Below are 24,191 nucleotides of genomic sequence, written 5' to 3'. Positions count from 1 at the left end.
CCTCTGCTTAGTCGAGCGTCTTGCCGGTCAAACGCTGAAGCGCTTCCTGATACTTCTCCGACGTCTTCGCGATCACGTCGTCCGGCAGCTTCGGCGCGGGCGGCTCCTTCTTCCACGTCTGCGTTTCGAGCCAGTCGCGCACGAACTGCTTGTCGAACGACGGCGGGTTCGTACCGACCTGATAGCCGTCCGCGGGCCAGAAGCGCGACGAATCGGCGGTCAGCACTTCGTCCATCAGATACAGCTCGCCCTTGTTGTCGAGACCGAATTCGAACTTCGTATCCGCGATGATGATGCCGCGCGTCGCCGCGTACTCGGCCGCTTCCTTGTACAACTGGATGGAGATGCGCTTGATCGTCGCCGACAGCTCGGTGCCGATGCGGCGCTCCATCTCATCGTAGGTGATGTTTTCGTCGTGATGGCCCATTTCGGCCTTCGCCGCCGGCGTGAAAATGGGCTCGGGCAGCTTCTGCGCGTTCTGCAGGCCCGGCGGCAATTGGACGCCGCACACGGAACCGGTCGCCTGATAGTCCTTCCAGCCGCTGCCCGCGAGATAGCCGCGCACCACGGCTTCGACGAGAATCGGTTCCAGACGCTTCACGACGACCGCGCGGCCCTTCACCTGTTCGACTTCGTCGGCGGCTACGACGGTCGAAGGATCGACGCCCGTGTTGTGGTTCGGCACGATGTGCCAGAGCTTCTCGAACCAGAAATCGGCCATCGTGTTGAGCACGCGGCCCTTGTTCGGAATCGGCTCGCCCATGACGACATCGAATGCGGAAAGGCGGTCGGTCGTCACGATCAGGAGCTTGTCCTGACCGACTGCGTAATTGTCGCGGACCTTGCCGCGGCCGAGCAGCGGCAGCGATTTGATCGTGGATTCGTATAGCGTGGACATCGTCATGTACCGAGAAGGACTGAAATGGTGAAACCCGCGCTCGGACCTCTGGCGCGGGGAAAAGAAACGCGAACGGGCTCCGAACCCGGAACCCGTTGATTTTACTTTACAAATCGACCGCGCTTTATTTCACGATCTGCGCGAGTGCGCCGGACTTGTACTTCTCGGCGATCTTGTCGAGCGAAACCGGCTTGATCTTGCCGGCCATGCCTTCGCAGCCGAACTGCATGTAGCGCTGACGGCAGATTTCCTTCGCCGCCTCGCGCGCGGGCTTCAGGTAATCGCGCGGGTCGAACTTCGACGGATTTTCGAACAGATAGCGGCGGATCGCGCCGGTGATCGCGAGGCGCAGATCAGTGTCGATGTTCACCTTGCGCACGCCGTGCTTGATGCCTTCCTGAATCTCTTCGACCGGCACGCCGTAGGTTTCCTTCATGTCGCCGCCGAATTCGCGGATTTCCGCGAGCAGTTCCTGCGGCACCGACGACGAACCGTGCATCACGAGATGCGTGTTCGGAATGCGCTGGTGGATTTCGCGGATGCGGTCGATCGCGAGAATATCGCCCGTGGGCTTCTTCGAGAACTTGTACGCGCCGTGCGACGTGCCGATGGCGATCGCCAGGGCATCGCACTGCGTCTGCTTGACGAAGTCGGCGGCCTGCTCGACGTCGGTCAGAAGCTGCTCGCGCGTCATCGTGCCTTCGGCGCCGTGGCCGTCTTCCTTGTCGCCCTTCATGGTTTCGAGCGAGCCGAGCACGCCCAGTTCCGCTTCGACCGTGACGCCGATCGAATGCGAAAACTCGACGACCTGCTTCGACACGGCGACGTTGTACTCGTACGACGCCACCGTCTTGCCGTCGGCTTCGAGCGAGCCGTCCATCATCACGCTGGTGAAGCCGGAGCGGATCGCGGCCATGCACACCGCCGGCGACTGGCCGTGATCCTGATGCATCACGACCGGAATATGCGGATACGACTCGACCGCCGCTTCGATCAGATGGCGCAGGAACGCTTCGCCCGCGTACTTACGCGCGCCTGCCGACGCCTGCATGATGACGGGCGCGTTCACTTCGTGCGCGGCCGCCATGATCGCCTGCACCTGTTCCAGATTGTTGACGTTGAATGCCGGGAGGCCGTAGCTGTGTTCGGCTGCGTGATCCAGCAGTTGACGCATTGATACGAGAGGCATTGTGGTGAAACTCCATGATGTGAAACGAATTCTGCAGCGCGCTCGATTCCGCTCTCGGGCGGTTTTCGGCTTAATCGTTGCTTGGACTGACGCCGGCAAGCTGCGTCGTCCTGCGCGCTCGTTGTGGCGCTCGCCGTTGCCGGCACGGCGAGCGCTCACGGAACTGCGACAAACCGCGCGGCCCTTGACCGCGCATCTTTCTCGTTATTACTGACGACGGTCAGATATGGTCGCCGACACGCACGATCTTCAGCGTGTTGGTGCCGCCCGCCTGACCCATCGGCTCGCCGACGGTCAGCACGACCATGTCGCCGCGCGCCGCATAACCCTTCGACACGACCACTTCGAGCGCCTGATTCAGCGCGGCGTCGCGGTCCATGTTGGTATCGACGTGCAGCGGCGTCACGTTGCGGTACAGCGACATCGTGCGCTCGCTCGACACGCGCGGCGTCAGCGCGAAGATCGGCACGTGGGTCCAGTGACGCGACATCCACAGCGCCGTCGAGCCGGATTCCGTCAACGCGACCACCGCCTTCGCGCCCAGATGGAACGCGGTGAAAAGCGCGCCCATCGCGATGGACTGGTCGATGCGCGTGAACGTGCGGTCGAGGAAATCGCGATCGAGCTGCGACTCTTCCGACTTCTCCGCTTCGACGCAGATGGCCGCCATCGTTTCGATGGTCGTCACCGGGTATTTGCCGGCGGCGGTTTCGGCGGAAAGCATCACGGCGTCGGTGCCGTCGAGCACGGCGTTCGCCACGTCCGACACTTCCGCGCGCGTCGGCACGGGCGCGTGGATCATCGATTCCATCATCTGCGTGGCGGTGATCACGAGCTTGTTCGACTCGCGCGCCATGCGGATCATGCGCTTTTGCAGCGCCGGCACCGCCGCGTTGCCCACTTCCACCGCGAGATCGCCGCGCGCGACCATGATGCCGTCGGATGCGTCGAGAATGCCCTGCAGCGCCGGGATGGCCTCGGCGCGCTCGATCTTCGCGATCATCTTCGGCTTGATGCCGTACGGTGCGCCCGCGATGTTCGCCAGTTGCCGCGCCATTTCCATGTCGGTCGCGTTCTTCGGGAACGACACCGCAACGAAGTCCGCGCCGAGGGACATCGCCGTCTTGATGTCCTCCATGTCCTTTTCGGTCAGCGCGGGCGCAGTCAGCCCGCCGCCCTGGCGGTTGATGCCCTTGTTATTGGACAGCTCGCCGCCGACCTTCACGATGGTGTGGATTTCCTCGCCGATCACGCGCGTCACGTCCAGCACGATGAGGCCGTCGTTGAGCAGCAGCACGTCGCCCGCGCGCAGGTCGCGCGGCAGATCCTTGTAGTCCAGACCGACGCGCTCGTTGCTGCCGAGCGTGCAGTTGGCGTCGAGGATGAACGGGTTGCCCGCGACGAGCATGGTCTTGTTGTTCTCGAACTTGCCGACGCGGATCTTCGGGCCTTGCAGGTCCGCCATGATCGCGACTTCGCGGCCGACCTGGCGCGCCGCGTCGCGAACGATTTCGGCGCGCTGGCGGTGGTCGTCGGCGGTGCCGTGCGAGAAGTTGAAGCGTACGACGTCGAGGCCCGCCTGCAACATTTGCAGCAGGATGTCAGGGCTCGTGGAAGCCGGACCGATGGTGGCAACAATCTTTGTAGCGCGATGCATGGAATTCCTCGTCTCAGTAGGATCGCCCGTAACAACGCTGCGAGCACGTTGCGCTTGCGATGAGGTATTGCTCACCGGTTGCGCGCGCGCGCCGGTTCGTGCCGGCGTCGCTTTGTCGATATCTTTCAGGGCATGGGCGGGCATGCCGCCGATGATGACCGGAGGCGTCTGCGGTATTGCGGTTTCGCCTTCGGGAACTGCCGGATCGGGTTGCGCCGCTTCCGCGATGGCCAATGCGGCCTCGGCGGCGGCATCGATCGCGTCTTGCGTCACATCGTCCTGCGCGCCGCCGGCTGCTGGCGCGCCTTTCTTTCCTTCTTTCGCCGGATTGCCTCGGGCCGCCAAGGCCTTAAGCCCTCGACTCGAGCACTTCGACCGCAGGCAGCTTCTTGCCCTCCAGGAACTCCAGGAACGCGCCGCCGCCGGTCGAGATGTAGCTCACCTTGTCGTGAATGCCGTACTTCGCGATGGCCGCGAGCGTGTCGCCGCCGCCCGCGATCGAGAACGCCGACGAATCCGCGATCGCCTGCGCGAGCGTCTTCGTGCCGTTGCCGAACTGGTCGAACTCGAACACGCCGACCGGGCCGTTCCACACGATCGTGCCGGCCGTTTCGAGCTGCGCGGCGAGCGCCTTGGCCGTGTCCGGGCCGATGTCGAGAATCAGGTCGTCGTCGGCGACATCCGCGACGGGCTTGGTTTCCGCCTTCGCGGTCGGGGCGAATTCCTTCGCGGTGACGACATCGCTCGGAATCGGCACCGATGCGCCGCGCGTGCGCGCCTGCTCGATGATCTCCTTCGCCTCATTGACGAGATCGGCCTCCGCGAGCGACTTGCCGATCTTGAGGCCCGACGCCAGCATGAACGTATTCGCGATACCGCCGCCGACGATCAGTTGATCGACCTTCTCGGCGAGCGACTTCAGGATGGTGAGCTTGGTCGACACCTTCGAGCCCGCGACGATCGCGACGAGCGGACGCTTCGGGTTGCCGAGCGCCTTGCCGAGCGCGTCGAGTTCGGCGGCCAGCAGCGGGCCGGCGCACGCGACAGGCGCGTACTTCGCGATGCCGTGCGTCGTGGCTTCGGCGCGGTGCGCGGTGCCGAATGCGTCGTTGACGTAGATGTCGCAGAGCTTCGCGAGCTTCTGCGCGAGGCCGTCGTCGTTCTTCTTCTCGCCCTTGTTGCAGCGGCAGTTTTCCAGCAGCACGACATTGCCCGGCTGGACCTGAACGCCGTCGACCCAGTCGGCGACGAGCGGCACATCGCGGCCGAGCAACTCCGACAGACGCGCCGCGACCGGTGCGAGCGAGTCTTCCGGCTTGAACTGCCCTTCGGTCGGGCGGCCCAGATGGGACGTGACCATCACGGCCGCGCCCGCGTCGAGAGCGGCCTTGATCGCCGGGACCGAGGCGCGCACGCGCGTGTCTTCGGTGATGTTGCCGTTATCGTCTTGCGGCACGTTGAGATCCGCGCGGATGAACACACGCTTGCCGGCGACTTTGCCTTCGGCGATCAGATCGGTGAAACGCAGTACTTTCGTCATGGGAGTCAACGTAGAGAATGAAGCGGTTCGGGCGGGGATGGCCGTCGGGGCCGGCCGGTTCGTGGAGTCGCCGCGCGCGGGCCGCCGGGCAGGACGGCTCGCGCGCGGATCAGGCTGGGGGTGATGGCCGCGCGGTGAAGCCGAACGCGCGTGCGGGAAGCGGGAGAAAGGGATCGGACAGATGAATCCGGAGATGCGCGCCAAGCGCGCTCGGGCGCGTCGATGCGGCCGGGAGCGGACGATTGGGCAACTGTAGCGCGGTGACTGCCGGAGACACTTTCGACCTCGCTCACTCGGGGAAAGACCGTCATTTTAACCGATCACCCCGCCCGCTTTTAGCGGGCAATCGTTGATGACGCGTATTTGGTTCGGCGCGCGGTTCGTCCGATCCCGCGCTCATGCGGCAAGCCGCAGCACGGTAAACACCAGCATGCCGATGACGATCGTGCCCATCATGCCGCGCCGCCACAAGTAATAGGCGAGCCCGGCCGCCGACGCCCACAGCGCGTGATTCGACAGCGCAATCGAAATGCCCGCGGGCGTCACGAGCAGATCCGGCACCACGACGCCCGCGAGCGCCGCGGCCGGCGCATAGCGCAGCACGCGCTGCACGCGCGGCGGCAGCACCGTGCGCTCGCCGCCCGCCAGAAAGAGCGCGCGCGTCACCGCCGTGACGACGCCCATGCCTAGGATCGCGAGCCAGATCTGCAGCGTGCTCATCGCAGGGGCCTCGTGGCGGCGGGCTTGTCGCCTTTGGCTTGGGCGGCAGGCTTCGGCGCGACGCGCTCGGCGATCATATCGGCGAGCGTACCCGCGAACAGCGCCGCGAACACCGCCAGCGGCAAGCCGAAGCGATACGGCAGATCGAACGCGAGCAGCGCAACGACGCTCGCGACGGCGACCGCCGCGAGCGTCGAGCGCGTCGCGATCGCGGAGACGATGAGCGGAATCAGCGCGAGCGTGCCGGCGAGTTCGAGCCCCCAGTTATCTGGAATCAGGCTCGCGAGCAGAATCCCGAGCACCGACGAAAGCTGCCACGAACTCCAGCTCGACACCGCCAGCCCCCAGAAAAAGGCCTCCTTGCCGGGCTGCCAGCCGACCGGGAAATTTCGTTTCGAGAACATCAGATAGATGATGTCGCCGTTGAAATAGCCGAGCAGCAGACGCCGCCTCAGGGACAAATAGGAAAAGTGCGGCGCGAGCCCCGCGCTGAAGATCACGAAGCGCAGGTTGACCATCGCGGCGGTCAGCAGCACGGTCCAGAGCGGCAGCTTCGCGGCGAAGAGCGGCAGCACCGCGAGCTGCGACGAGCCCGCGTACACCGCGAACGACATGCCGAGCGCCTGCGGCACGGTCAGCACGGACTTCGTCATCGCGATGCCGGTGACGAGGCCCCAGGAGAACGTCGCCAGGACGGCGGGAGAGAAGGTGCGCACGCCCTCGAGAAATGCGCGGCGATTCGTGTCGGACAGCCGGTCGAGCATGAGCGAATGCGAGGCGAACGGGACAACCCGTGACGCCATCGCGCGGCCTCGATCGATTGCGCGATGGATCGGGAAAAACCGGGAAAATCGGGAGCGGTGGACTTCGCCGTTTCACTCCGCTCTTTTCAGCGGACGGCGAAAGGGAAATTATAGCGTCGTGAAAGGCGCGCCAAGATCGGTTTCGTCGCGAAAAGACGCTAAAATGACGGTCTTTCGCCGCCTTTGCGCCCTCGCCGCGCGTCTTCCCCCAGGAATTCCGCCCAAGAAAGCGCGCCGGGCGCCGCCGCCCTTCAGAACGCGGGCGGCCTGCCGAAACCCACTTGAACGAGACAGCTAGGAGAACCGTATGTCAATGGCCGACCGCGACGGCAAGATCTGGATGGATGGCAAGCTGATCGACTGGCGTGATGCCAAGATCCACGTTCTGACGCACACGTTGCACTACGGCATGGGCGTATTCGAAGGCGTGCGCGCGTACAAGACCGCGCAGGGCACGGCCATTTTCCGCCTGAAGGAACACACCAAGCGCCTGCTCAATTCGGCGAAGATTTTCCAGATGGACGTCCCGTTCGACGCCGCCACGCTCGAAGCCGCGCAACTGGAAGTCGTCAAGGCGAACAATCTCGAAAGCTGCTACATCCGCCCGATCATCTGGGTCGGCTCGGAAAAGCTCGGCGTCTCGGCCAAGGGCAACACGATCCACGTGGCCATCGCCGCGTGGCCATGGGGCGCGTATCTCGGCGAAGACGGCCTCGCCAAGGGTATCCGCGTGAAGACGTCGTCGTTCACGCGCCATCACGTGAATGTGTCGATGGTCCGCGCGAAGGCGTCCGGCTGGTACGTGAACTCGATTCTCGCGAATCAGGAAGCCGTCGCCGACGGTTACGACGAAGCCCTGCTGCTCGATGTCGACGGCTACGTGTCCGAAGGCTCCGGCGAGAACTTCTTCCTCGTGAACAACGGCAAGATCTACACGCCGGATCTCGCCTCGTGCCTCGACGGCATCACGCGCGACACGGTCATCACGCTGGCGCGCGACTTCGGCATTCCGGTCATCGAAAAGCGCATCACCCGCGACGAGGTCTACACCTGCGACGAAGCGTTCTTCACCGGCACCGCCGCCGAAGTCACGCCGATCCGCGAGCTCGACAACCGCACGATCGGCTCCGGCGCGCGCGGCCCGATCACGGAAAAGCTGCAAAGCGCGTTCTTCGACGCCGTCGGCGGCAAGAACGAGAAGTACGCGAGCTGGCTCGCGAAGGTTTAATCGACCTCCTGCAACGCGGCGAGCCGAACGCTCGCCGCCCGCTGGACATCAGACAAGAGATAGCAATGAGCGACCTGAAGGAAATGCCGCTGGTGGAATTGTCCGCGAAGGATCTGCCCGCGTTCTGCCCGAACCCGAAGATGCAGCGCTGGAGCACGCATCCGCGCGTGTTCATCGACGTCACGCACGGCGAAGCGCGCTGCCCGTATTGCGGCACGCGCTACAAGCTGAAAGACGGCGAAGTGGTAAAGGGCGGTCACTGAACCCGGGGCGTCACCGCCCTGCCCGTCCGCGCCGTGGCAAACGGCGCACAGCAGACCCACCACAATCGACGGCCCGCCCCAAGGCGGCGGGCCGCGTTCATTTTGAGATCGGATACGACAGATGCGCCGTGCGCTGGTTATAGCACCGAACTGGATCGGTGACGCATTGATGGCGCAACCGCTCTTCACGCTCTTGCGCAAGCTCCATCCGCGTATCGCGATCGATGCGGTCGCGCCGGGCTGGGTCGCGCCCGTGCTCGAGCGCATGCCCGAGATCCGCGACGTCTACGCGACGGACCTCGCCCACGGCAAGCTGCAACTGCTGCGCCGCTGGCAGCTCGCGAGCGACTTGCGCGATGTCGGCTACGACGCCGCCTACGTGCTGCCCAACTCCGTCAAATCAGCGCTGATTCCGTGGATGGCGGGCATCAACCTGCGCATCGGTTACAAGGGCGAGAGCCGTTACGGGCTGCTCAACGTGCGGCACGCGAATCCGCCGAAGTCCGAGCGCCCGCCGATGACCGCGCACTACGCCGCCCTCGCCTACGCGCCGGGCGCGAAGCTGCCGTTCGTCGACAAGTTCGCCCAGCCCGACGCCGCCGCGCAGCCCGACGCGCAGACGCTGCCGGTGCCGCGCCTCGAAGCCGATCCGAACGAAGCCGCGCGCGTCTCGACGCGCTTCAATCTGGATACGCGCACGCCGCTCGTCGTGTTCTGTCCGGGCGCGGAGTACGGCCCGGCCAAGCGCTGGCCGCCGGAGCATTTCGCGTCGCTGGCGCAGTTCATCGCGCAGTCGTTCCCGTATGCGCGCATCATCGCGCTCGGTTCGAAGAAGGATGCGCCGATCGCGCAGGCCATCGCGGAGCGCGCGCCGATGGTGCGCAACCTGTGCGGCCAGACCTCGCTCGGCGAGGCGTGCGCGCTGATTTCGCGGGCGAGCGCGGTGGTCACCAACGATTCCGGCCTGATGCACGTCGCGGCGGCGTCGCGCCGGCCGCTCGTCGCGGTCTACGGCTCGACCGATCCGCGCCACACGCCGCCCTTGTCCGATCTCGCAAAGGTACAATGGCTGCATCTTGAATGCAGTCCGTGCTTTGCCCGCGAGTGTCCGCTCGGTCATCTGAACTGCCTTCGCGAACTCTCGGCCGAACAGGTCTTCGGCGATTTGCGCGGGATGCTGCTCGCGCATCGCTGATGTTGCGCTCACGCGTCGAAAACGCGTGAGCATATCGACGGTTTCGAGCCGTGTGTGCGGGTGCGGACACGCGAATGTCTCCGAACGGGGGCATGCTTTGACCAATGACCGATGCAGCGCGCCGTACCATCGCCCCGCCTGGAAGCGGCTTGGCGCGGCGCCGAGCACCGAATGCCAGAGACCCACGAGCCATGCCACGTTTCGCCCGCCTCTTCGAAGCCGCCGCCGATACTCTCAACGCTTACTATCAGGCAGTCGCGGACAGCAGCATCGACAGTGTGATGTCGCTGTGGATCGACGAGGAGTTCGCCACCTGCGTCTGCGCGGACGGCACGCATCTGCACGGGCTGGACAGCATCCGCGCCGGTCTCGGCAAGCAATTCGAAACGCAGCCCGTGACCATCGAGCCGCTCGATATCCGCGTGTACGACAGCCTGGGCACGGTCGTGTATGCGATCGCCGAGGCGCATCAGCCGGCCAAACCGGCGAGCACGCCGCGCATGATCTACACGACCTACGTGATGGTCCATGAGCGCGGCGAGTGGCGCATCGCGCATATTCACGCGAGCGAGATGCCGATGGAAACGGCAGGCCAGTTCGCAGCCAAGCTGCGTCACGGTCAGGGACCGCTGCACTGAAGCAGATCTGAAGAAGACGTCTGTCGGGGAGGGGCCATGAAGCGCGATCCGTTGATGAAACACGATTCGTCGTTCGTGGACAAAGCGCCCGCCGTGGCACTGAAGGCAACCGTGCGCGAGCTCGCGGTGCCGGGTTCGGAATGGCTCTACAACGCGCCGCGCTGGCTGCCGACGAGCCACGCGCAGACCATCGTTCCGGCGTTGTTCGGCCGCAAGCCTGTCGTGAATTACCGGCGCGAGCGCTGGAACACGCCGGACGGCGATTTCATCGATCTCGACTTTCTCGCACACGATCCCGCCGATCCCAACCATCAACCGGCCGCGAACGCCCCGCTCTTCGTGCTGTTCCACGGCCTCGAAGGCAACTCCGACTCTCACTACGCCCGCACGATGATGGCCGCCGCCCGCGCGCGCGGCTGGCACGGCGTCGTGCCGCATTTTCGCAGTTGCAGCGGCCCGCTAAATCTGCTGCCGCGCTTCTACCATCTCGCGGACAGCGCCGAAATCGACTGGATTCTGCGGCGGCTCGCGAAAGCGCATCGCGGGCCGATCGTCGCGGCGGGTGTGTCGCTCGGCGGCAATGTGCTCTTGCACTGGCTGTGCGAGCGCGGCAGCGATGCATCGATCGTCAGCGCGGCCGTGGCCATTTCCGCGCCGCTCGACGTCCACGCGGGCGGCCTCGCGATCTCGCAGGGCTTCGGGCTGGTCTATACGCGCAGCTTCCTGAAATCGCTCAAGAAGAAAGCGTTCGCGAAACTCGGCCAGTATCCCGGTCTGTATGACCGCGACGCCGTGCTCGCCGCGCGCACGCTGTACGAATTCGACAATGTCGTCACCGCGCCCCTGCACGGCTTTCGCGACACCAATCACTACTGGTCGACGGCGACCGTGCGCGCGCATCTGAAGCACATCGAAGTGCCGGCGCTCTTGCTGAACGCGCGCAACGACCCGTTCCTGCCCGAGTTCGCGCTGCCCTCGCTCGCCGAAGTGTCCGCGCGCGTGACGCTCGATCAGCCGAACCACGGCGGCCACGTCGGCTTCATGACGGGACCGTTCCCGGGCCGGATCGACTGGCTGTCGCTGCGCGTGTTCGGTTATCTGGAGAACTTCGTTTCGTGAACGATCATGGATGAAATCGTCAAGCAGGCGCTCGCCAAATGGCCCAACGTTCCGCATTGCACGGGCTGGCTGCTGCTCGACCGGCGCGGCCAGTGGCGCATGCGCGACGACGCGGCGCAGGCCGCCGGCGAACTGGGCACGCCGATCCGGCATGAAGCGCTGCTCGGCTTCATCAACCGCAATTACGAAAGCGACGCCGACGGCCAGTGGTTCTTTCAGAACGGTCCGCAGCGCGTGTACGTGGAGCTGGGCTACACGCCGTGGATCGTGCGCCTGCATGAGCTCGACGGCGCGTTGCGACTGACCGATCAGGCCGGCGCGGCGTTCGAGCCGGCGCAGGCATGGATCGACGACGAAGGCGGCATCCTGTTCGCCGATGCATCGACTACGCGCGTGGCTGCCCTGCACGACCACGATCTCGAACTGTTCGCGGATCACGCGTCGCTCGACGACGCCGGCAAGAGCGGCGTGTTCCATTGGCGCGAAGGCGTCGATCTGCCCGTGCAGCCGATCCGCCGCGCCGATGTCGCCACGCGCTTCGGCTTCGTCGCGAGTCCTGCCGCGCGCGCCGCGTCGCACGGCTGACTCAGCCGTTCCTCTCCAGCTCGCGCTCTTCCTTGTAGCGCGTCTCGAAATCGCGCAGGCGCGCGGCGATCGTCGAGAGTTCGTAAAAGCTCGCGCTCTTCACGTCGCGCGCTTCCTTCAGTTGCCGGATCGCCGATGGCCACGCGCCGTCCAGCGCGAACTTCTCGGCCATCGCCTGATGCTGTTGCAGCGGATCGTTGAGACCCGCGCTCGCCTGCGCGAGATAGAGCCACCAATCGGCGCGCGTGGGCTCGGCGCGCGTTTCGTGGCGTGCGAGCGTCTGCGCTTCCGCGAAACGGCGCGCGGAGAGCAGCGCCTGCAAATGCACGTCGATGGCCGCGTGCGATTCCGGCCAGCGCTTCTGCGCGATGTCCGCGAGGCGAATCGCGTCGTCGTTGCGGCCCGCGCGGCGCGCGATGTCGGCGGCGAGCACGTCGAGACTCGGCGTGCTGCGCAGCGCCGGCGGCACGGGCTGCGGTTTCGGCGCCGGCGCCGATGCCGACGCCGTTCGGCCCTCGACGTGAACCGGCGGCAGCGCGATGTCGCTGCCGGCGCGAGACGGCTTCGCGGGTGTCGCCTCGGGCTGCGGCGCGTGGCCGAGGCTCAGCGGCGCGCGTGCATTGTTGAGCGGCGTGACGGTCATCGAGGCGTCGGTGTTGCGCAGCGATGGCTCGCCGCTCTTGCGTGGCGTCACGGGCGGCGCGCTTGCGACGGTCTCCTTCGACGCGCGCACGCGATCTTCCTGCTGAACCTGCGCCGATGCCGCCGCCGCGCTCGCCTCTTCGCCCTCGAACAGCTTGCGTGCCTTCGCGAGCGCATCGTTGGCCGCGGCGAAGTCGCCCATCAGCGATTGCGCGAGCGCGATGCCGTACCAGTTCGACGCCGGATTGAGCGCCGTCTGGTCCTCGATTTCCGATCTGAGCCGGCTCGCGACCTCGCGATAATCGCTCGCGTAATTCACCTGCAGAACGCGCGCGCGGGCGCGCACGAACGCATACTCCGCCGACTGACGCGGCTGCCGGTACGGCACGCGCCGCGCGCGGCCTTCCATATCGGCGATGCGATCGGTCGTGAGCGGATGCGTGCGAACGTAGGGCGGCACGCCGTTATCGGCCATCGTCGAGCGGTCGAGGCGTTCGAAGAACGCGACCATCGCGTAGGGATCATAGCCGGCGGCCGTGAGCATCTGGAAACCGACGCGGTCGGCCTCGTGCTCGGCCGCACGCGAGAAACGCAGTTGGTTGTCGACGGCGAACGCCTGGCCGCCCATCGCGAGGCCCATGCCGAGGTCGCCGCTGTGCGCGAGCAGGCCCGCGAGCAGACCGGCGAGCATGCCGGCGAGCGCGGCGTAGCTGCTTTTTTCCTGCGTGCCGAGCATCCGCGCGATGTGTCGCTGGAGCACGTGACCCATTTCGTGGCCGATGACCGACGCCAGTTCCGATTCCGTCTGCGTCGCCGCGATCAACCCGGTGTTCACGCCGATGAAACCGCCCGGCATCGAAAACGCGTTGATTTGCGGATCGCGCACGGCGAAGAGGTCGAAATCGGGCCGATAGCCGCCGAGATACTGCACGGCGGCTGCGGCCGAAAGCTTCGACGAAATCGAGTCGAGGTAGTCGCGCAGCAGCCAGTCGTCGAGATAGTCGGGATCGGCGCGCACTTCGCGCATCATCCGCTCGCCGATTTTGCGTTCGGCTTGCGGCGTGAGCGAGCCGCCGGAGCCGTCGCCGAGATCCGGAAGCTGCATCGACGCGAGCGGCGCGCGCAGGCCGGACATCGTGCCGGGGCGGTTCGCGAAGCGGCTTTCGGCGCCGCCATAGACACCGAACACGCCTTCCGCGACGTTAGCGGGCAGTTCGCCGCCTGCGTTTTCCTGCGACGAGCGCAGTTGCGAGGCGGCAAGCGTGCCGGTCGAGCTTGCGGAGGGCGAGCTCGATTGCGCCAGCGCCGCGGGCGGCATGGCGAGGGTGACGCTTAGCAGGAAGACGAGCACACGGCTCGGACGTGTCGAATGCATGGCGCAAAACCGGCGCGGCGAACGATGTTCGGCTCGAAGACTTGAACGAGCTTATCGTATCAAGTGTTGCGCGTGGGACGTCGCGTGCCGGCCGTGCGTTGCCCCGGCGCGCTACGTTTCGCGAAAAATCGCGCGAATTCACGCTGGTATGATAGGCGCCCATTCGAAGGAGACGCTATGTCCGGACTCACCCATTTCGACGCCGCCGGCGAGGCGCACATGGTCGATGTCGGCGCGAAGAACGAAACGCGGCGAGTCGCCGTGGCGCGCGGCTCGATCGCGATGCTCGAAGGCACGCTCGCCCTGATCCGCGAAGGCCGCGCGAAAAAAGGCGACGTGCTCGGCGTCGCGCGCATCGCCGCGATTCAGGGCGCGAAGCGCACGGCCGATCTGATTCCGCTGTGTCATCCGCTGGCGCTCACGCGCGTCGCGGTGGATTTTTCGATCGATGAAACGCTGCCCGGCGTGCACTGCGAAGTGCGCGTGGAGACGGTCGGGCGCACGGGTGTAGAGATGGAAGCGCTGACCGCCGTGCAGGTCGGATTGCTGACGATCTATGACATGTGCAAGGCGGTGGATCGGGGGATGACCATCACCAATGTGAAGGTGATGGAGAAGCATGGGGGGAAGTCGGGGGATTGGGTGGCGGAAGATCACGCATCGCCGGCACCCTGACCTCACTCCTCCTCATCATCGTCCGCCGACGGCGCCTGATCCGGCAACGGCACGCCATAGCGCTTCACCAGATCCGCCTTGAACGACGCCAGCGGCTTGCCCGCTTCGTCGGCCAGATCGTAGACGGCCAACAGCTGCTTCGGCCAGTCGTGCAGTTGCGTCGCGAAGATCTTGAGACGCGCCATCGTGTCGAGCGCCTCGTCGCGTTGCCCGGCGAGCGCCTGCAGCACCGCATATCGCCGCAAGACGGTCTCGCCGGGTAACAGCGCGATCGCCTTGCGGTGCGCGGCCAGCTTCTCTTCGACGTTCTGCGCGTTGATCGGCAACAGCGTCGCCGCGCCGTACTCGCCCCACGCCGTGAACAGGAATGACGGATTGTCGCGATACTGCTCCGCCGGCCGCGAGCCGTAGTACAGCACTTCGGCGCGGTTGTAATCGCGCATCGTCGGATACAGCGCCGCGAGGCCGCCGAGCACGAGCACGACATACACGCCATACGACAGCGGCCGCGCGACGAGCCGCAACGGACGCGTCTCCAGCAAACCGATGACAAGCATCGCGGGCATCAGGAAAAACATGTACTGCTGCGGATATTCGACGAGCGCGTGCATCATCAGCACGCCGAGCAGCGAGAGCCCGAAAATGCGCGCTGGCGTCTGCGGCGCGCGCAATACGCGAATCAGCCAGAACACGACACCCGCCACCAGAATCGCCACGCCGAGCGCGCCTGTTTTCGCCAGCAGATCGATGAAAATATCGTGTGCATTGTTCGCAATCTCGACGCCGCCCAGATCGCGCACGAGATCGAACTGATAGCGCGGAAACTCGCCCCAGCCGACGCCCAGCAGCGGATGCGTCTTGAACATCGTCCAGCCGTACTTCCAGAGCGCGAGACGCGGCGCGATCTGACTCGCTTCCTGCATGCGCTCCGCCGCCGACTGGGCAAGCCCGAAGTCGTAGCGCACGTTCGCCCAGCGCACCGCCGCATTCACCGCGAAAAACACGATCGCGAGCAGAACCGGGACGATCCACGCGCGCGCGTCGCGCCGGCCCGGACCGTCGAAGCCTTCCGACGCGACCGGCCGGCCCAGCACGAAGGCCATCCAGAAACCGGCGACGACGATCACCGCCGTCTGCAGCCACGGCCCGCGCGATACCGTAAGCGCGAGCCCGAGGGAATACACCGCCGACAGGATCAGCCACAGCACGATGGGCAAGCGCCGCGTCTGCACGAAATACAGCGCACCGGCCAGCGCGAACGCGATGACAGTCGCCAGGTGATTCGCCTGCGCCATGTTGCCGAACGGACGCCGCTCGACCATCACGTTGTACGCCACCACGAACGGCGTGAATTTCACTTCGAGATGCAGCAACTGCACGATCTGGCAGAAGACGGCGAACAGGCCGCCGACCATCAGCGCCGCCGCGCCGATGCGCAGCGTCTTCTCCGCAAGTCCCGCGCGCACGAAGCCGAAGCCCGTATGCACGGCGACGAACGATGCGAGCAGATACGCGCCGCCGAGCCAGTTCATCGATGGTTGCGCGACCGGCAGCAACACCGTCTGCGCGACCAGCAACACGCCGAACGCGAGCGGCATAAGCGCGACGACCGGCGACGCGAACGGCACCTTCGGCTCCGATACCCGCACGAGCAGCGCGACCGTCGCGCCGAGCGCCAGATAAAGCGCAAGCGCGCTGTATTCGGCGTAGAAAGTCGGAATCGGATACGTGTGGTTGACGACCCCGAAAGGAATCGTCAACGCAAGACACAGGACGGCAAAGCAGAGAAAGCGCGCGTATTGGGAAGGCATGAGGGACAGGGAACGTCGGCAACCGGCGCACTATACAAAACTTTGCCCGCGCTGTCCGGCGAACGGCTGGATTTGCTACGAAATCGCTGCCTTTCGCGCAAAAACGACGCCGGGGATGCGCGGCGGCGCTGTAAATGCTGCCGCCGCGCCCGGCTCTCTCGCACCGCTTACGTGCGGCACTCGGGCGGTGCGAGGTTGGCCGGCAAGGTCGGCGCCTGCGCCGGCATCGGGCCCGCACCCGGCGCGGGCAGCGACGATTGCGTCTTCGCGCCCGCGAAACACTCCCACGTCAACGATCCCGCCTGCACCGCCCCACGGCTAAGTGCGACGCGCGCGGTCGGGGTCTCGGCGTTGTCGGGCGTCGATGGCACGAGCACGAGCGTGTTCGAGCCATCGGGCGCGACGCGCGTCGTGTAGGCGATCGTGATCTGGCCATTGTCGCTGTCGACGCGAATGGACTCGATGTTGCGCGTGCCCGGCGGCGCCACGAAGCCGCCCGCGAAATCGACGCCGTTCGCCGCGTTCTCCGCCACCGCCAGCCGCGCCGGCGCCGCGAGCGCCATGCCCTCGCCCACGCGGCTTCGCGCGAGATAGTCCTGATACGCGGGTATCGCGTAGGCCGCGATCACGCCGACGATCGCGAGCACGATCATCAATTCGATCAAGGTGAAGCCTCGCGCCGCCGCCTCTTTGGCGCGACACATCCAGCTCAATACGCGCCGTCCGCGCGGCGCGCTGAAACCACAAACCATCGTCGTCATTGCTGCTCCCAGAAGTACGAAAAGCGCCCGCCGCGCAATGCGGACAGACGCTTCGATCGTATTCAGTGCATGCAACGTGCAACAGTCGGCCGAACGGCCTAGGCATGTGCGCCGACGCTAGCGCATCAGCCTGCCGCGCGATTGACGTCGGCGAGCGCGCGGCGCTTGAGCAGCCATCCCACGGCGACGACGAACAGCGCGCCGCCGACGCGCGCCGCATAGCCCACGAGTTCGGTATTGAGCGCGGGCCAGCGGTCGATGAACGGATCGTCGATGATGAGGCCGCCCGCGATCCACCCGAGCAGGCCCGCGCCGACCAGCACGACCGCCGGGAAGCGATCGAGCAGTTTCAGCACCAGCGTGCTGCCCCACACGATGAGTGGAATGCTGACGATGAGCCCGAAGATCACCAGCGCGAGCCGATGCTGCGGATCGGCGGCCTCTGCCGCGCCGGCGATCGCGATCACGTTGTCGAGACTCATCACCGCGTCCGCGATGACGATCGTTTTCACGGCCGCCCACAGCCGGTCCGACGCGTTGATCTGATGCTCGTCGTGATCCGGCTGCATCAGCTTCACGCCGATCCACAGCAGCAGCACGCCGCCGACGAACTTGAGAAACGGAATGTCGAGCAGCATGACCGCGAACGCGATCAGCACCACGCGCAAGAGGATCGCGCCGAGCGTGCCGAGCACGATGCCGCGCGTGCGCTGCCGGTCGGGCAGATTGCGGCAGGCGAGCGCGATCACGACGGCGTTGTCGCCGCCGAGCAGGATGTCGATCACGATGATCTGAACGACCGCGCCCCAATGGAGCGTAGAAAAGAATTCGAGCATGGAGCAGATTGAGAATCTGTCGCCGAAATAAAAAAGCGAGGAAGCAACGCTCCCTCGCTTTTCATCGGGCGGTTTTCAGAGTTTTGCGAAAGGAATCAGTAAGAGTACCAAACCCCGCCGCATTCTGCCCGCTTCGTTACAGCACCGACTTCAACAGACGAGCCATCTCCGACGGGTTCTTCGTGACCTTGATGCCGCACGCGTCCATGATTTCGAGCTTGGCGTCCGCCGTGTCCGCGCCGCCCGAGATCAGCGCGCCTGCGTGGCCCATGCGCTTGCCCGGAGGCGCCGTCACGCCCGCGATGAAGCCGACGACCGGCTTCTTCATGTTGTCCTTGATCCAGTAAGCGGCGTTCGCTTCGTCCGGACCGCCGATCTCGCCGATCATGATGACGGCGTCCGTGTCCGGATCGTCGTTGAACATCTTCATCACGTCGATGTGCTTCAGACCGTTGATCGGATCGCCGCCGATACCGACCGCCGACGACTGGCCGAGGCCCAGCGCCGTGAGTTGGCCGACCGCTTCGTACGTCAGCGTGCCCGAGCGCGACACCACGCCGATGCGGCCCTTCTTGTGGATGTGACCCGGCATGATGCCGATCTTCAGCTCGTCCGGCGTGATCGTGCCGGGGCAGTTCGGTCCGAGCAGCAGCGTCTTGCGGTTTTCGCGGCGCATGCGGTCCTTGATTTCCAGCATGTCGCGAACCGGAATGCCTTCCGTGATGCAGATCGCGAGATCGAGATCGGCCTCGACGGCTTCCCAGATCGCAGCGGCCGCGCCCGCGGGCGGCACGTAGATGACCGAAACGGTCGCGCCGGTTTCCGCCTTCGCTTCCTTCACGGACGCGTAGATCGGAATGCCTTCGAAGTCTTCGCCGGCCTTCTTCGGATTCACGCCCGCGACGTAGGCTTCACGGCCGTTCGCGTATTCGCGGCAGGCGCGCGTGTGGAACTGGCCAGTCTTGCCGGTGATGCCCTGCGTGATGACCTTCGTGTCTTTGTTGATCAGAATCGACATGTAGTGACCTCTGTTCGTTTGGCGTCGCGATGCTCACGCACGCGCCGCCATTCGTATCTGGTGGAACGCTCTCTTAGGCTCGGTAAGCAGACGCGCTTACTTGCCTTCGGCAGCCGCGACGACCTTCTGCGCGGCTTCTTCCATGCTGTCGGCCGAGATGATCGGCAAGCCCGAATCCGCCAGCATCTTCTTGCCGAGGTCTTCGTTCGTGCCCTTCATGCGCACGACGAGCGGCACCTTCAGATCCACCGCCTTCGACGCCACGATCACGCCTTCCGCGATCACGTCGCAGCGCATGATGCCGCCGAAGATGTTGACGAGAATCGCCTTCAGGTTCGGGTTCTTCAGCATCAGCTTGAAGGCTTCGGTCACCTTTTCGGTGGTCGCGCCGCCGCCGACGTCGAGGAAGTTGGCCGGCTCGCCGCCGAACAGCTTGATGGTGTCCATCGTCGCCATCGCGAGGCCCGCGCCGTTCACCAGACAGCCGATGTTGCCATCGAGCGAGATGTAGGCGAGGTCGAACTTCGATGCTTCGACTTCAGCCGGATCTTCTTCGTCCAGATCGCGGTACGCGACGATTTCCGGATGACGGAACAGCGCGTTCGCATCGAAGTTGAACTTGGCGTCGAGCGCGATCACCTTGCCGTCGCCGGTCAGGATCAGCGGGTTGATTTCGGCGAGCGATGCGTCGGTGTCGAAGAAAGCCTTGTACAGGCCTTGCAGGATCGCGCGCGCTTGCGGAACCGATGCGTCGGGGATGCCGATCTTGCGGGCCAGGTCGTCCGCTTCGGCATCTTTCAGGCCCGTGGCGGGATCGACGGGCAGCTTGTGCAGCAGCTCGGGCGTCTTTTCCGCGACTTCTTCGATGTCCATGCCGCCTTCGCTCGACGCCATCACGACGATCTTCTGCGAAACGCGATCGAGCACGAGGCCGACGTACAGTTCCTTCTTGATGTCCGCGCCTTCTTCGATCAGCAGGCGATTCACCTTCTGGCCTTCGGGACCGGTCTGGTGCGTGACGAGCTGCATGCCGAGGATCTGGTTCGCGTACTCGCGGACCTGTTCGATCGACTTCGCGACCTTCACGCCGCCGCCCTTGCCGCGGCCGCCAGCGTGAATCTGCGCCTTGACGACCCAAACCGGACCGCCCAGCTCTTGCGCGGCCTTGACCGCATCATCCACCGAGAACACGGGTGTGCCGCGCGGGACCGCGACGCCGAATTTCCGCAGGATTTCCTTACCCTGGTACTCGTGAATCTTCATGCGTGATTCCTTCAGTCTGAGAGTTGGAGTGAACTTCTATGTGCTTGAACCGCTGATTTTTCGATTCTTCTTTGAATTCCGTGCGTGCGCGCAAGGACTGCCTGCGCCCTACGAGGCGGATTTCGTCTCCGCCTTGTCCTGTACCGTCGTTGCGGATTCGGATGCGTCGGCCGGCGTGTAGCCGAACCACCGCGGGTAATACTCCCTGACCGCGGGCCCGTCGAAACGCAATGCGTGGCAACGGCCGAGCTGGAACGGCGGCTCGTCGTGCGCTGCGGTCGCGGGGTCCGATGCATCGGCTTGCTTGAACGGATTGCCGTCTTCGATCTTCCAGACGTCGCCGGCGAATGCCTGAATGGCGGCCGTTGGCAAAACACCGCACAACTCGGTGAGATGCGTGCAGCCGGCCGCGCCGCGCAGCACCTTGTTGGCTTCGCGGCGAAAACTTTGCAGCAGATTGAGCCCGATGAGCTTGCGATAGACCGGATTGGACTCCGCGCACAGACCGCCATAAGGCGACCAGTCCGACGACGCTTCGACGTCGACGATGGTGAGCTTGCGGTCGATGGTAATGCGCAGCCAGAGTTCATGGATCGGCAGGCCGTGTGACCGGACGCCCGTCGCGAGGCGAAAGTCGCGCGGCTTCTCATCGGTTAGACAGGCTTCGATGTCCCACAGGCCGTCGTCACGCTCGAACGCTTCCAGCCGAATCACGCGACGATGGCGCAATTGTCGGGGAGCGGGAGGCGAGAGAGGCATGCTGGAGTGAGCCGGTACGGGGAAAACCGTGCAATTTTAGCATATTGGGTATTCCGGGCCGGGCATGCGCCTGACGATTGGAACGTGCGTGCGAATCGGGCTGGGCGGGCGCGGCGCTCAGTCGTCGACGGGCTCGTCGGTCCAGTCTTCGTCGCCGCCCTTGAGAATCTTCCCAATGGTGCCGCCAGAGAACCCGCGCGCGGCCAGAAAGCGCGCTTGCCTCGCGCGCTCGGCGGGCGTTTCGGGCAGCACGCCGTACTTCTTCTCCCACACAGCCTGAGCGCGTGCGGTTTCGGATTGCGCAAGCTTGTCCGCGGTTTCGCTGATGAGCGTGTCGCCGACGGCGTGGCGCTTCAGTTCGCTGATGATCCTGCTGCCACCCATGCGCGGCGCCCGCCGATGCACGACGCTTTCGACGAAGCGCTCGTTCGACAGCCAGCCATCGCGTTCGAGACTGTCGAGCAATGTTTCGAGCGGATCGGCTTCTTCCGCATACGGACGCAGCTTTCGCGACAACTCGGCGCGGCTGTATTCGCGCCGCGAGAGAAAGCCGAGCGCGCGCGCCTTCAACGAGCGTTGCGGACGTTTGGGATCGTTGAGTTCGCTTGCCGAAGTCTTGCGAACGCGTTGGCTGGAACGGCTGTAGACCGATTCACCCGATTCGGCGCGCGCCGGTTCAACAGGCGCGCATTGTTCGAAGGGCTCGAAGGGATCTGCGTCTTCGAATGGGTCGGTGAAGGGAGTGGAGTCGGGCTCGGCGGGTTTGCGCGCAGGCTCGGCATGCGGTGCGCGATCAGCGGGACGTGCCTTCGGCTGCTCGGCCGCCTGCTTCAGCAAAGCGCGCGCTTGCTCCAGACGCGCGGCGCGATCGCTTGCGTCGACGCTGCTTTCATCGTCTTTGGCAGGCTCTAAAACGCGACGCGCCGACGCGAATGACTTCGCGTCGGCGCGTTCCCGGGTCTTGCGCGTGAATCCGCTCGACTTGGTCGATGCAGGGCGCCGCTCACTGCTCCGCTCGTAGCGACCGGCGGATTCGGAACCGTCGCCGGTTGCTTCATCCGCCGCGTCAGTCTTCGATCCGAACGGGCGCTTGCGCATCGTCCTTCAGGCCCGATGCTTACTCGGCGTCGGCTGCGTCCGCACCCGCGACGACGGCCTCGCCCATCGCGGCCACGCCCAGCGATTCGCGGATCTTGTTCTCGATCTCGCGTGCGATGTCCGGATTCTCGCGCAGGAATTCGCGCGCGTTGTCCTTGCCCTGACCGATGCGATCGCCGTTGTAGCTGTACCAGGCGCCCGCCTTGTCGACCAGCTTCGCCTGCACGCCCAGATCGATGATTTCGCCCTGACGCGAGATGCCTTCGCCATAAAGGATGTCGAAGATGGCCTCGCGGAACGGCGGCGACACCTTGTTCTTCACGACCTTCACGCGCGTCTCGTTGCCGATGACTTCGTCGTTCTTCTTGATCGAACCGATACGGCGGATATCCAGACGCACCGACGAATAGAACTTGAGCGCGTTGCCGCCCGTGGTGGTTTCCGGATTGCCGAACATCACGCCGATCTTCATGCGGATCTGGTTGATGAAGATGACGAGGCAGTTCGTGCGCTTGATCGAGCCGGTGAGCTTGCGCAGCGCCTGCGACATCAGACGCGCCTGCAGACCCGGCAGCGAGTCGCCCATTTCGCCTTCGATTTCCGCCTTCGGCACGAGCGCCGCGACCGAGTCGATGACGATCATGTCGATGGAACCGGAGCGCACCAGCGCGTCCGTGATTTCCAGCGCCTGCTCGCCCGTGTCCGGCTGCGAGATCAGCAATTCCTGCACGTTCACGCCGAGCTTGCCCGCGTATTGCACGTCGAGCGCGTGTTCCGCGTCGATGAACGCCGCCGTGCCGCCGAGCTTCTGCATCTCCGCGATCACCTGCAACGTGAGCGTGGTCTTGCCCGACGACTCGGGACCGTAGATTTCCACGACACGCCCGCGCGGCAGACCGCCGACGCCGAGCGCGATGTCCAGTCCGAGCGAACCGGTGGACACCACCTGAATGTCTTCGACCGCCTCACCTGCGCCGAGCCGCATGATCGACCCTTTGCCGAATTGCTTTTCGATCTGCGAGAGCGCGGCGGCCAGGGCCTTGCTCTTGTCCGCAGTCATTCCAGCCGGGCCTTTCTTGCTTTCTTCCATGAATCGTCCTTTGCTATGATGAACGGCGTCTGAGGCAGTGTTCACGGGCTCTTTTCGCAGCCAAAACAAGCATACGAAACCGCCTTTCTCACTCACGCAGACACTGTATAAAAAAACAGTAGTTTTTGCAAGCATGGATGCGCGTGGCGCAGCTTTTTTTCCACGTCGCGCGACCCGCGCAAAAACCACGACACACTGGAGACCGCCGCGCCGGGCGACGAGCCGTGCCGGCAATGCCGATGCGCTTCATCGCGCGAGGCATGGCGTACAAAGGCGCACACGACGATGCGAATCCTCATTGCCGAAGACGACAGCATACTCGCGGACGGCCTCGTCCGATCACTCCGCCAATCGGGATACGCCGTAGACCATGTCAGGCATGGCGTCGAGGCGGACACCGCGCTTTCGCTTCAGACTTTCGACCTGCTGATCCTCGATCTCGGCCTGCCGCTCATGCCCGGTCTCGAAGTGCTGCGACGCCTGCGCGCGCGCAATTCACAGATGCCCGTGCTGATCCTCACCGCCGCCGACAGCGTCGACGAACGCGTGAAAGGCCTCGATCTCGGCGCGGACGACTATATGGCGAAACCCTTCGCGCTCAACGAACTCGAAGCGCGCGTGCGGGCGTTGACCCGGCGTGGCGCGGGAGGCGGCCCGACGGTCGTGAAACACGGTTCGCTCACGTTCGATCAGGTGGGACGCATCGCGACGATCGGCGATCAGGTGATCGATCTCTCCGCGCGCGAGCTCGGCGTGCTCGAAGTGCTGCTGCAAAGAACCGGCCGGCTCGTATCGAAAGAACAGCTCGTCAATCATCTGTGCGAGTGGGGCGAGGAAGTCAGCAACAACGCGATCGAGGTCTACGTGCATCGGCTGCGCAAGAAGATCGAGCCGAGCGGCGCGAAGATCATCACCGTGCGCGGTCTCGGCTACACGCTGGAGAAGGCGGGCGTCACGGCGAACGGCGCGCACGGCGCGAGCCCGCCGCCATCGGGCGAAACCGCCAGCCAGCACTATAAGTAAGCCGC

The 24,191-nt window shown here is 65.0% G+C and carries 23 protein-coding genes; 8 read left to right on the top strand and 15 right to left on the bottom strand.

The features are described from left to right. Nucleotides 1-7 precede the first annotated feature (7 nt). The 6 genes from NK8_RS02695 to NK8_RS02670 all read right to left on the bottom strand — a co-directional run bounded on the left by NK8_RS02695 (nucleotide 8) and on the right by NK8_RS02670 (nucleotide 6,768). Nucleotides 8-898, bottom strand: coding sequence for a phosphoribosylaminoimidazolesuccinocarboxamide synthase (locus tag NK8_RS02695; protein WP_213227269.1), 891 nt, complete (start codon nucleotides 896-898; stop codon nucleotides 8-10). Nucleotides 899-1,022: 124 nt separating this feature from the next. Continuing rightward, complete coding sequence (fba, locus tag NK8_RS02690) at nucleotides 1,023-2,087, bottom strand: class II fructose-bisphosphate aldolase (RefSeq protein ID WP_162064966.1); 1,065 nt, start codon at nucleotides 2,085-2,087, stop codon at nucleotides 1,023-1,025. A 220-nt stretch (nucleotides 2,088-2,307) separates the two neighbouring features. Beyond that, complete coding sequence (pyk, locus tag NK8_RS02685; RefSeq protein WP_162066751.1) at nucleotides 2,308-3,744, bottom strand: pyruvate kinase; 1,437 nt, start codon at nucleotides 3,742-3,744, stop codon at nucleotides 2,308-2,310. Between the two features lie 349 nt (nucleotides 3,745-4,093). Continuing rightward, the gene (locus tag NK8_RS02680) at nucleotides 4,094-5,284 is read right to left on the bottom strand and encodes a phosphoglycerate kinase (RefSeq protein ID WP_162064965.1); all 1,191 of its coding nucleotides are present in this window, start codon (nucleotides 5,282-5,284) and stop codon (nucleotides 4,094-4,096) included. Between the two features lie 396 nt (nucleotides 5,285-5,680). Beyond that, complete coding sequence (locus NK8_RS02675; protein ID WP_213227267.1) at nucleotides 5,681-6,004, bottom strand: AzlD domain-containing protein; 324 nt, start codon at nucleotides 6,002-6,004, stop codon at nucleotides 5,681-5,683. After that, nucleotides 6,001-6,768, bottom strand: a complete 768-nt coding sequence (locus tag NK8_RS02670) for an AzlC family ABC transporter permease (protein ID WP_213228457.1) — start codon at nucleotides 6,766-6,768, stop codon at nucleotides 6,001-6,003. Before NK8_RS02670 ends, NK8_RS02675 begins: the two co-directional genes overlap by 4 nt. Nucleotides 6,769-7,114: 346 nt before the next feature. Here NK8_RS02670 and NK8_RS02665 point away from each other — a divergent pair, with 346 nt between their 5' ends. The 6 genes from NK8_RS02665 (at nucleotide 7,115) to NK8_RS02640 (ending at nucleotide 11,835) form a co-directional block, all read left to right on the top strand. Further along, nucleotides 7,115-8,035 carry a branched-chain amino acid transaminase gene (locus tag NK8_RS02665; protein ID WP_087130887.1) on the top strand — a complete coding sequence of 307 codons (921 nt, stop codon included), beginning with the start codon at nucleotides 7,115-7,117 and terminating at the stop codon, nucleotides 8,033-8,035. Nucleotides 8,036-8,100: 65 nt separating this feature from the next. Then, complete coding sequence (locus NK8_RS02660; RefSeq protein WP_162064963.1) at nucleotides 8,101-8,298, top strand: zinc-finger domain-containing protein; 198 nt, start codon at nucleotides 8,101-8,103, stop codon at nucleotides 8,296-8,298. Between the two features lie 121 nt (nucleotides 8,299-8,419). After that, the gene (gene waaF / locus NK8_RS02655; protein WP_213227265.1) at nucleotides 8,420-9,493 is read left to right on the top strand and encodes a lipopolysaccharide heptosyltransferase II; all 1,074 of its coding nucleotides are present in this window, start codon (nucleotides 8,420-8,422) and stop codon (nucleotides 9,491-9,493) included. 191 nt (nucleotides 9,494-9,684) lie between these two features. Then, nucleotides 9,685-10,131 (top strand): nuclear transport factor 2 family protein, encoded by a 447-nt coding sequence (locus tag NK8_RS02650; RefSeq protein WP_162064962.1) that lies wholly within the window; start codon nucleotides 9,685-9,687, stop codon nucleotides 10,129-10,131. Nucleotides 10,132-10,167: 36 nt separating this feature from the next. Further along, nucleotides 10,168-11,250 carry a YheT family hydrolase gene (locus NK8_RS02645; RefSeq protein WP_213227263.1) on the top strand — a complete coding sequence of 361 codons (1,083 nt, stop codon included), beginning with the start codon at nucleotides 10,168-10,170 and terminating at the stop codon, nucleotides 11,248-11,250. A 6-nt stretch (nucleotides 11,251-11,256) separates the two neighbouring features. Then, entirely contained in the window at nucleotides 11,257-11,835 is a 579-nt protein-coding gene (locus tag NK8_RS02640; RefSeq protein WP_213227261.1) for a DUF2946 family protein, read from the top strand. 1 nt (nucleotide 11,836) lies between these two features. Here NK8_RS02640 and NK8_RS02635 read toward each other — a convergent pair whose 3' ends face one another. Next, nucleotides 11,837-13,852: a M48 family metalloprotease gene (locus NK8_RS02635; RefSeq protein ID WP_213227259.1), complete on the bottom strand. Its 2,016-nt coding sequence runs from the start codon at nucleotides 13,850-13,852 to the stop codon at nucleotides 11,837-11,839. A gap of 177 nt (nucleotides 13,853-14,029) precedes the next feature. Here NK8_RS02635 and moaC point away from each other — a divergent pair, with 177 nt between their 5' ends. After that, nucleotides 14,030-14,527: a cyclic pyranopterin monophosphate synthase MoaC gene (moaC, locus tag NK8_RS02630; RefSeq protein ID WP_162064958.1), complete on the top strand. Its 498-nt coding sequence runs from the start codon at nucleotides 14,030-14,032 to the stop codon at nucleotides 14,525-14,527. 2 nt (nucleotides 14,528-14,529) lie between these two features. Here moaC and NK8_RS02625 read toward each other — a convergent pair whose 3' ends face one another. The 8 genes from NK8_RS02625 to recA all read right to left on the bottom strand — a co-directional run bounded on the left by NK8_RS02625 (nucleotide 14,530) and on the right by recA (nucleotide 23,163). Then, nucleotides 14,530-16,338, bottom strand: a complete 1,809-nt coding sequence (locus NK8_RS02625) for a Wzy polymerase domain-containing protein (protein WP_213227257.1) — start codon at nucleotides 16,336-16,338, stop codon at nucleotides 14,530-14,532. A gap of 167 nt (nucleotides 16,339-16,505) precedes the next feature. Next, nucleotides 16,506-17,042: a pilin gene (locus NK8_RS02620; RefSeq protein ID WP_213228455.1), complete on the bottom strand. Its 537-nt coding sequence runs from the start codon at nucleotides 17,040-17,042 to the stop codon at nucleotides 16,506-16,508. Between the two features lie 182 nt (nucleotides 17,043-17,224). Continuing rightward, nucleotides 17,225-17,935: a TerC family protein gene (locus NK8_RS02615; protein WP_162064955.1), complete on the bottom strand. Its 711-nt coding sequence runs from the start codon at nucleotides 17,933-17,935 to the stop codon at nucleotides 17,225-17,227. 136 nt (nucleotides 17,936-18,071) lie between these two features. Then, nucleotides 18,072-18,953 (bottom strand): succinate--CoA ligase subunit alpha, encoded by an 882-nt coding sequence (gene sucD, locus NK8_RS02610; protein WP_035497975.1) that lies wholly within the window; start codon nucleotides 18,951-18,953, stop codon nucleotides 18,072-18,074. 96 nt (nucleotides 18,954-19,049) lie between these two features. Further along, entirely contained in the window at nucleotides 19,050-20,231 is a 1,182-nt protein-coding gene (sucC, locus tag NK8_RS02605; RefSeq protein ID WP_353622644.1) for an ADP-forming succinate--CoA ligase subunit beta, read from the bottom strand. Nucleotides 20,232-20,324: 93 nt separating this feature from the next. Continuing rightward, on the bottom strand, nucleotides 20,325-20,975 hold the full coding sequence (locus NK8_RS02600) for a DUF2889 domain-containing protein (protein ID WP_162064953.1): 651 nt from the start codon (nucleotides 20,973-20,975) through the stop codon (nucleotides 20,325-20,327). A 117-nt stretch (nucleotides 20,976-21,092) separates the two neighbouring features. Next, complete coding sequence (gene recX, locus NK8_RS02595; RefSeq protein ID WP_213227255.1) at nucleotides 21,093-22,073, bottom strand: recombination regulator RecX; 981 nt, start codon at nucleotides 22,071-22,073, stop codon at nucleotides 21,093-21,095. Nucleotides 22,074-22,092: 19 nt separating this feature from the next. Then, nucleotides 22,093-23,163, bottom strand: coding sequence for a recombinase RecA (gene recA / locus NK8_RS02590; protein ID WP_162064951.1), 1,071 nt, complete (start codon nucleotides 23,161-23,163; stop codon nucleotides 22,093-22,095). A gap of 285 nt (nucleotides 23,164-23,448) precedes the next feature. On the opposite strand from recA, the gene NK8_RS02585 reads away from it, so the two are divergent. After that, nucleotides 23,449-24,186 carry a response regulator transcription factor gene (locus NK8_RS02585; RefSeq protein WP_162064950.1) on the top strand — a complete coding sequence of 246 codons (738 nt, stop codon included), beginning with the start codon at nucleotides 23,449-23,451 and terminating at the stop codon, nucleotides 24,184-24,186. Nucleotides 24,187-24,191: the final 5 nt, after the last annotated feature.

Origin of the sequence: Caballeronia sp. NK8, assembly GCF_018408855.1 — a bacterium.
GTDB lineage: Bacteria > Pseudomonadota > Gammaproteobacteria > Burkholderiales > Burkholderiaceae > Caballeronia.
Note: the sequence above shows the minus strand (reverse complement) of the source record. Positions and strands in the feature narration are given on the sequence as shown.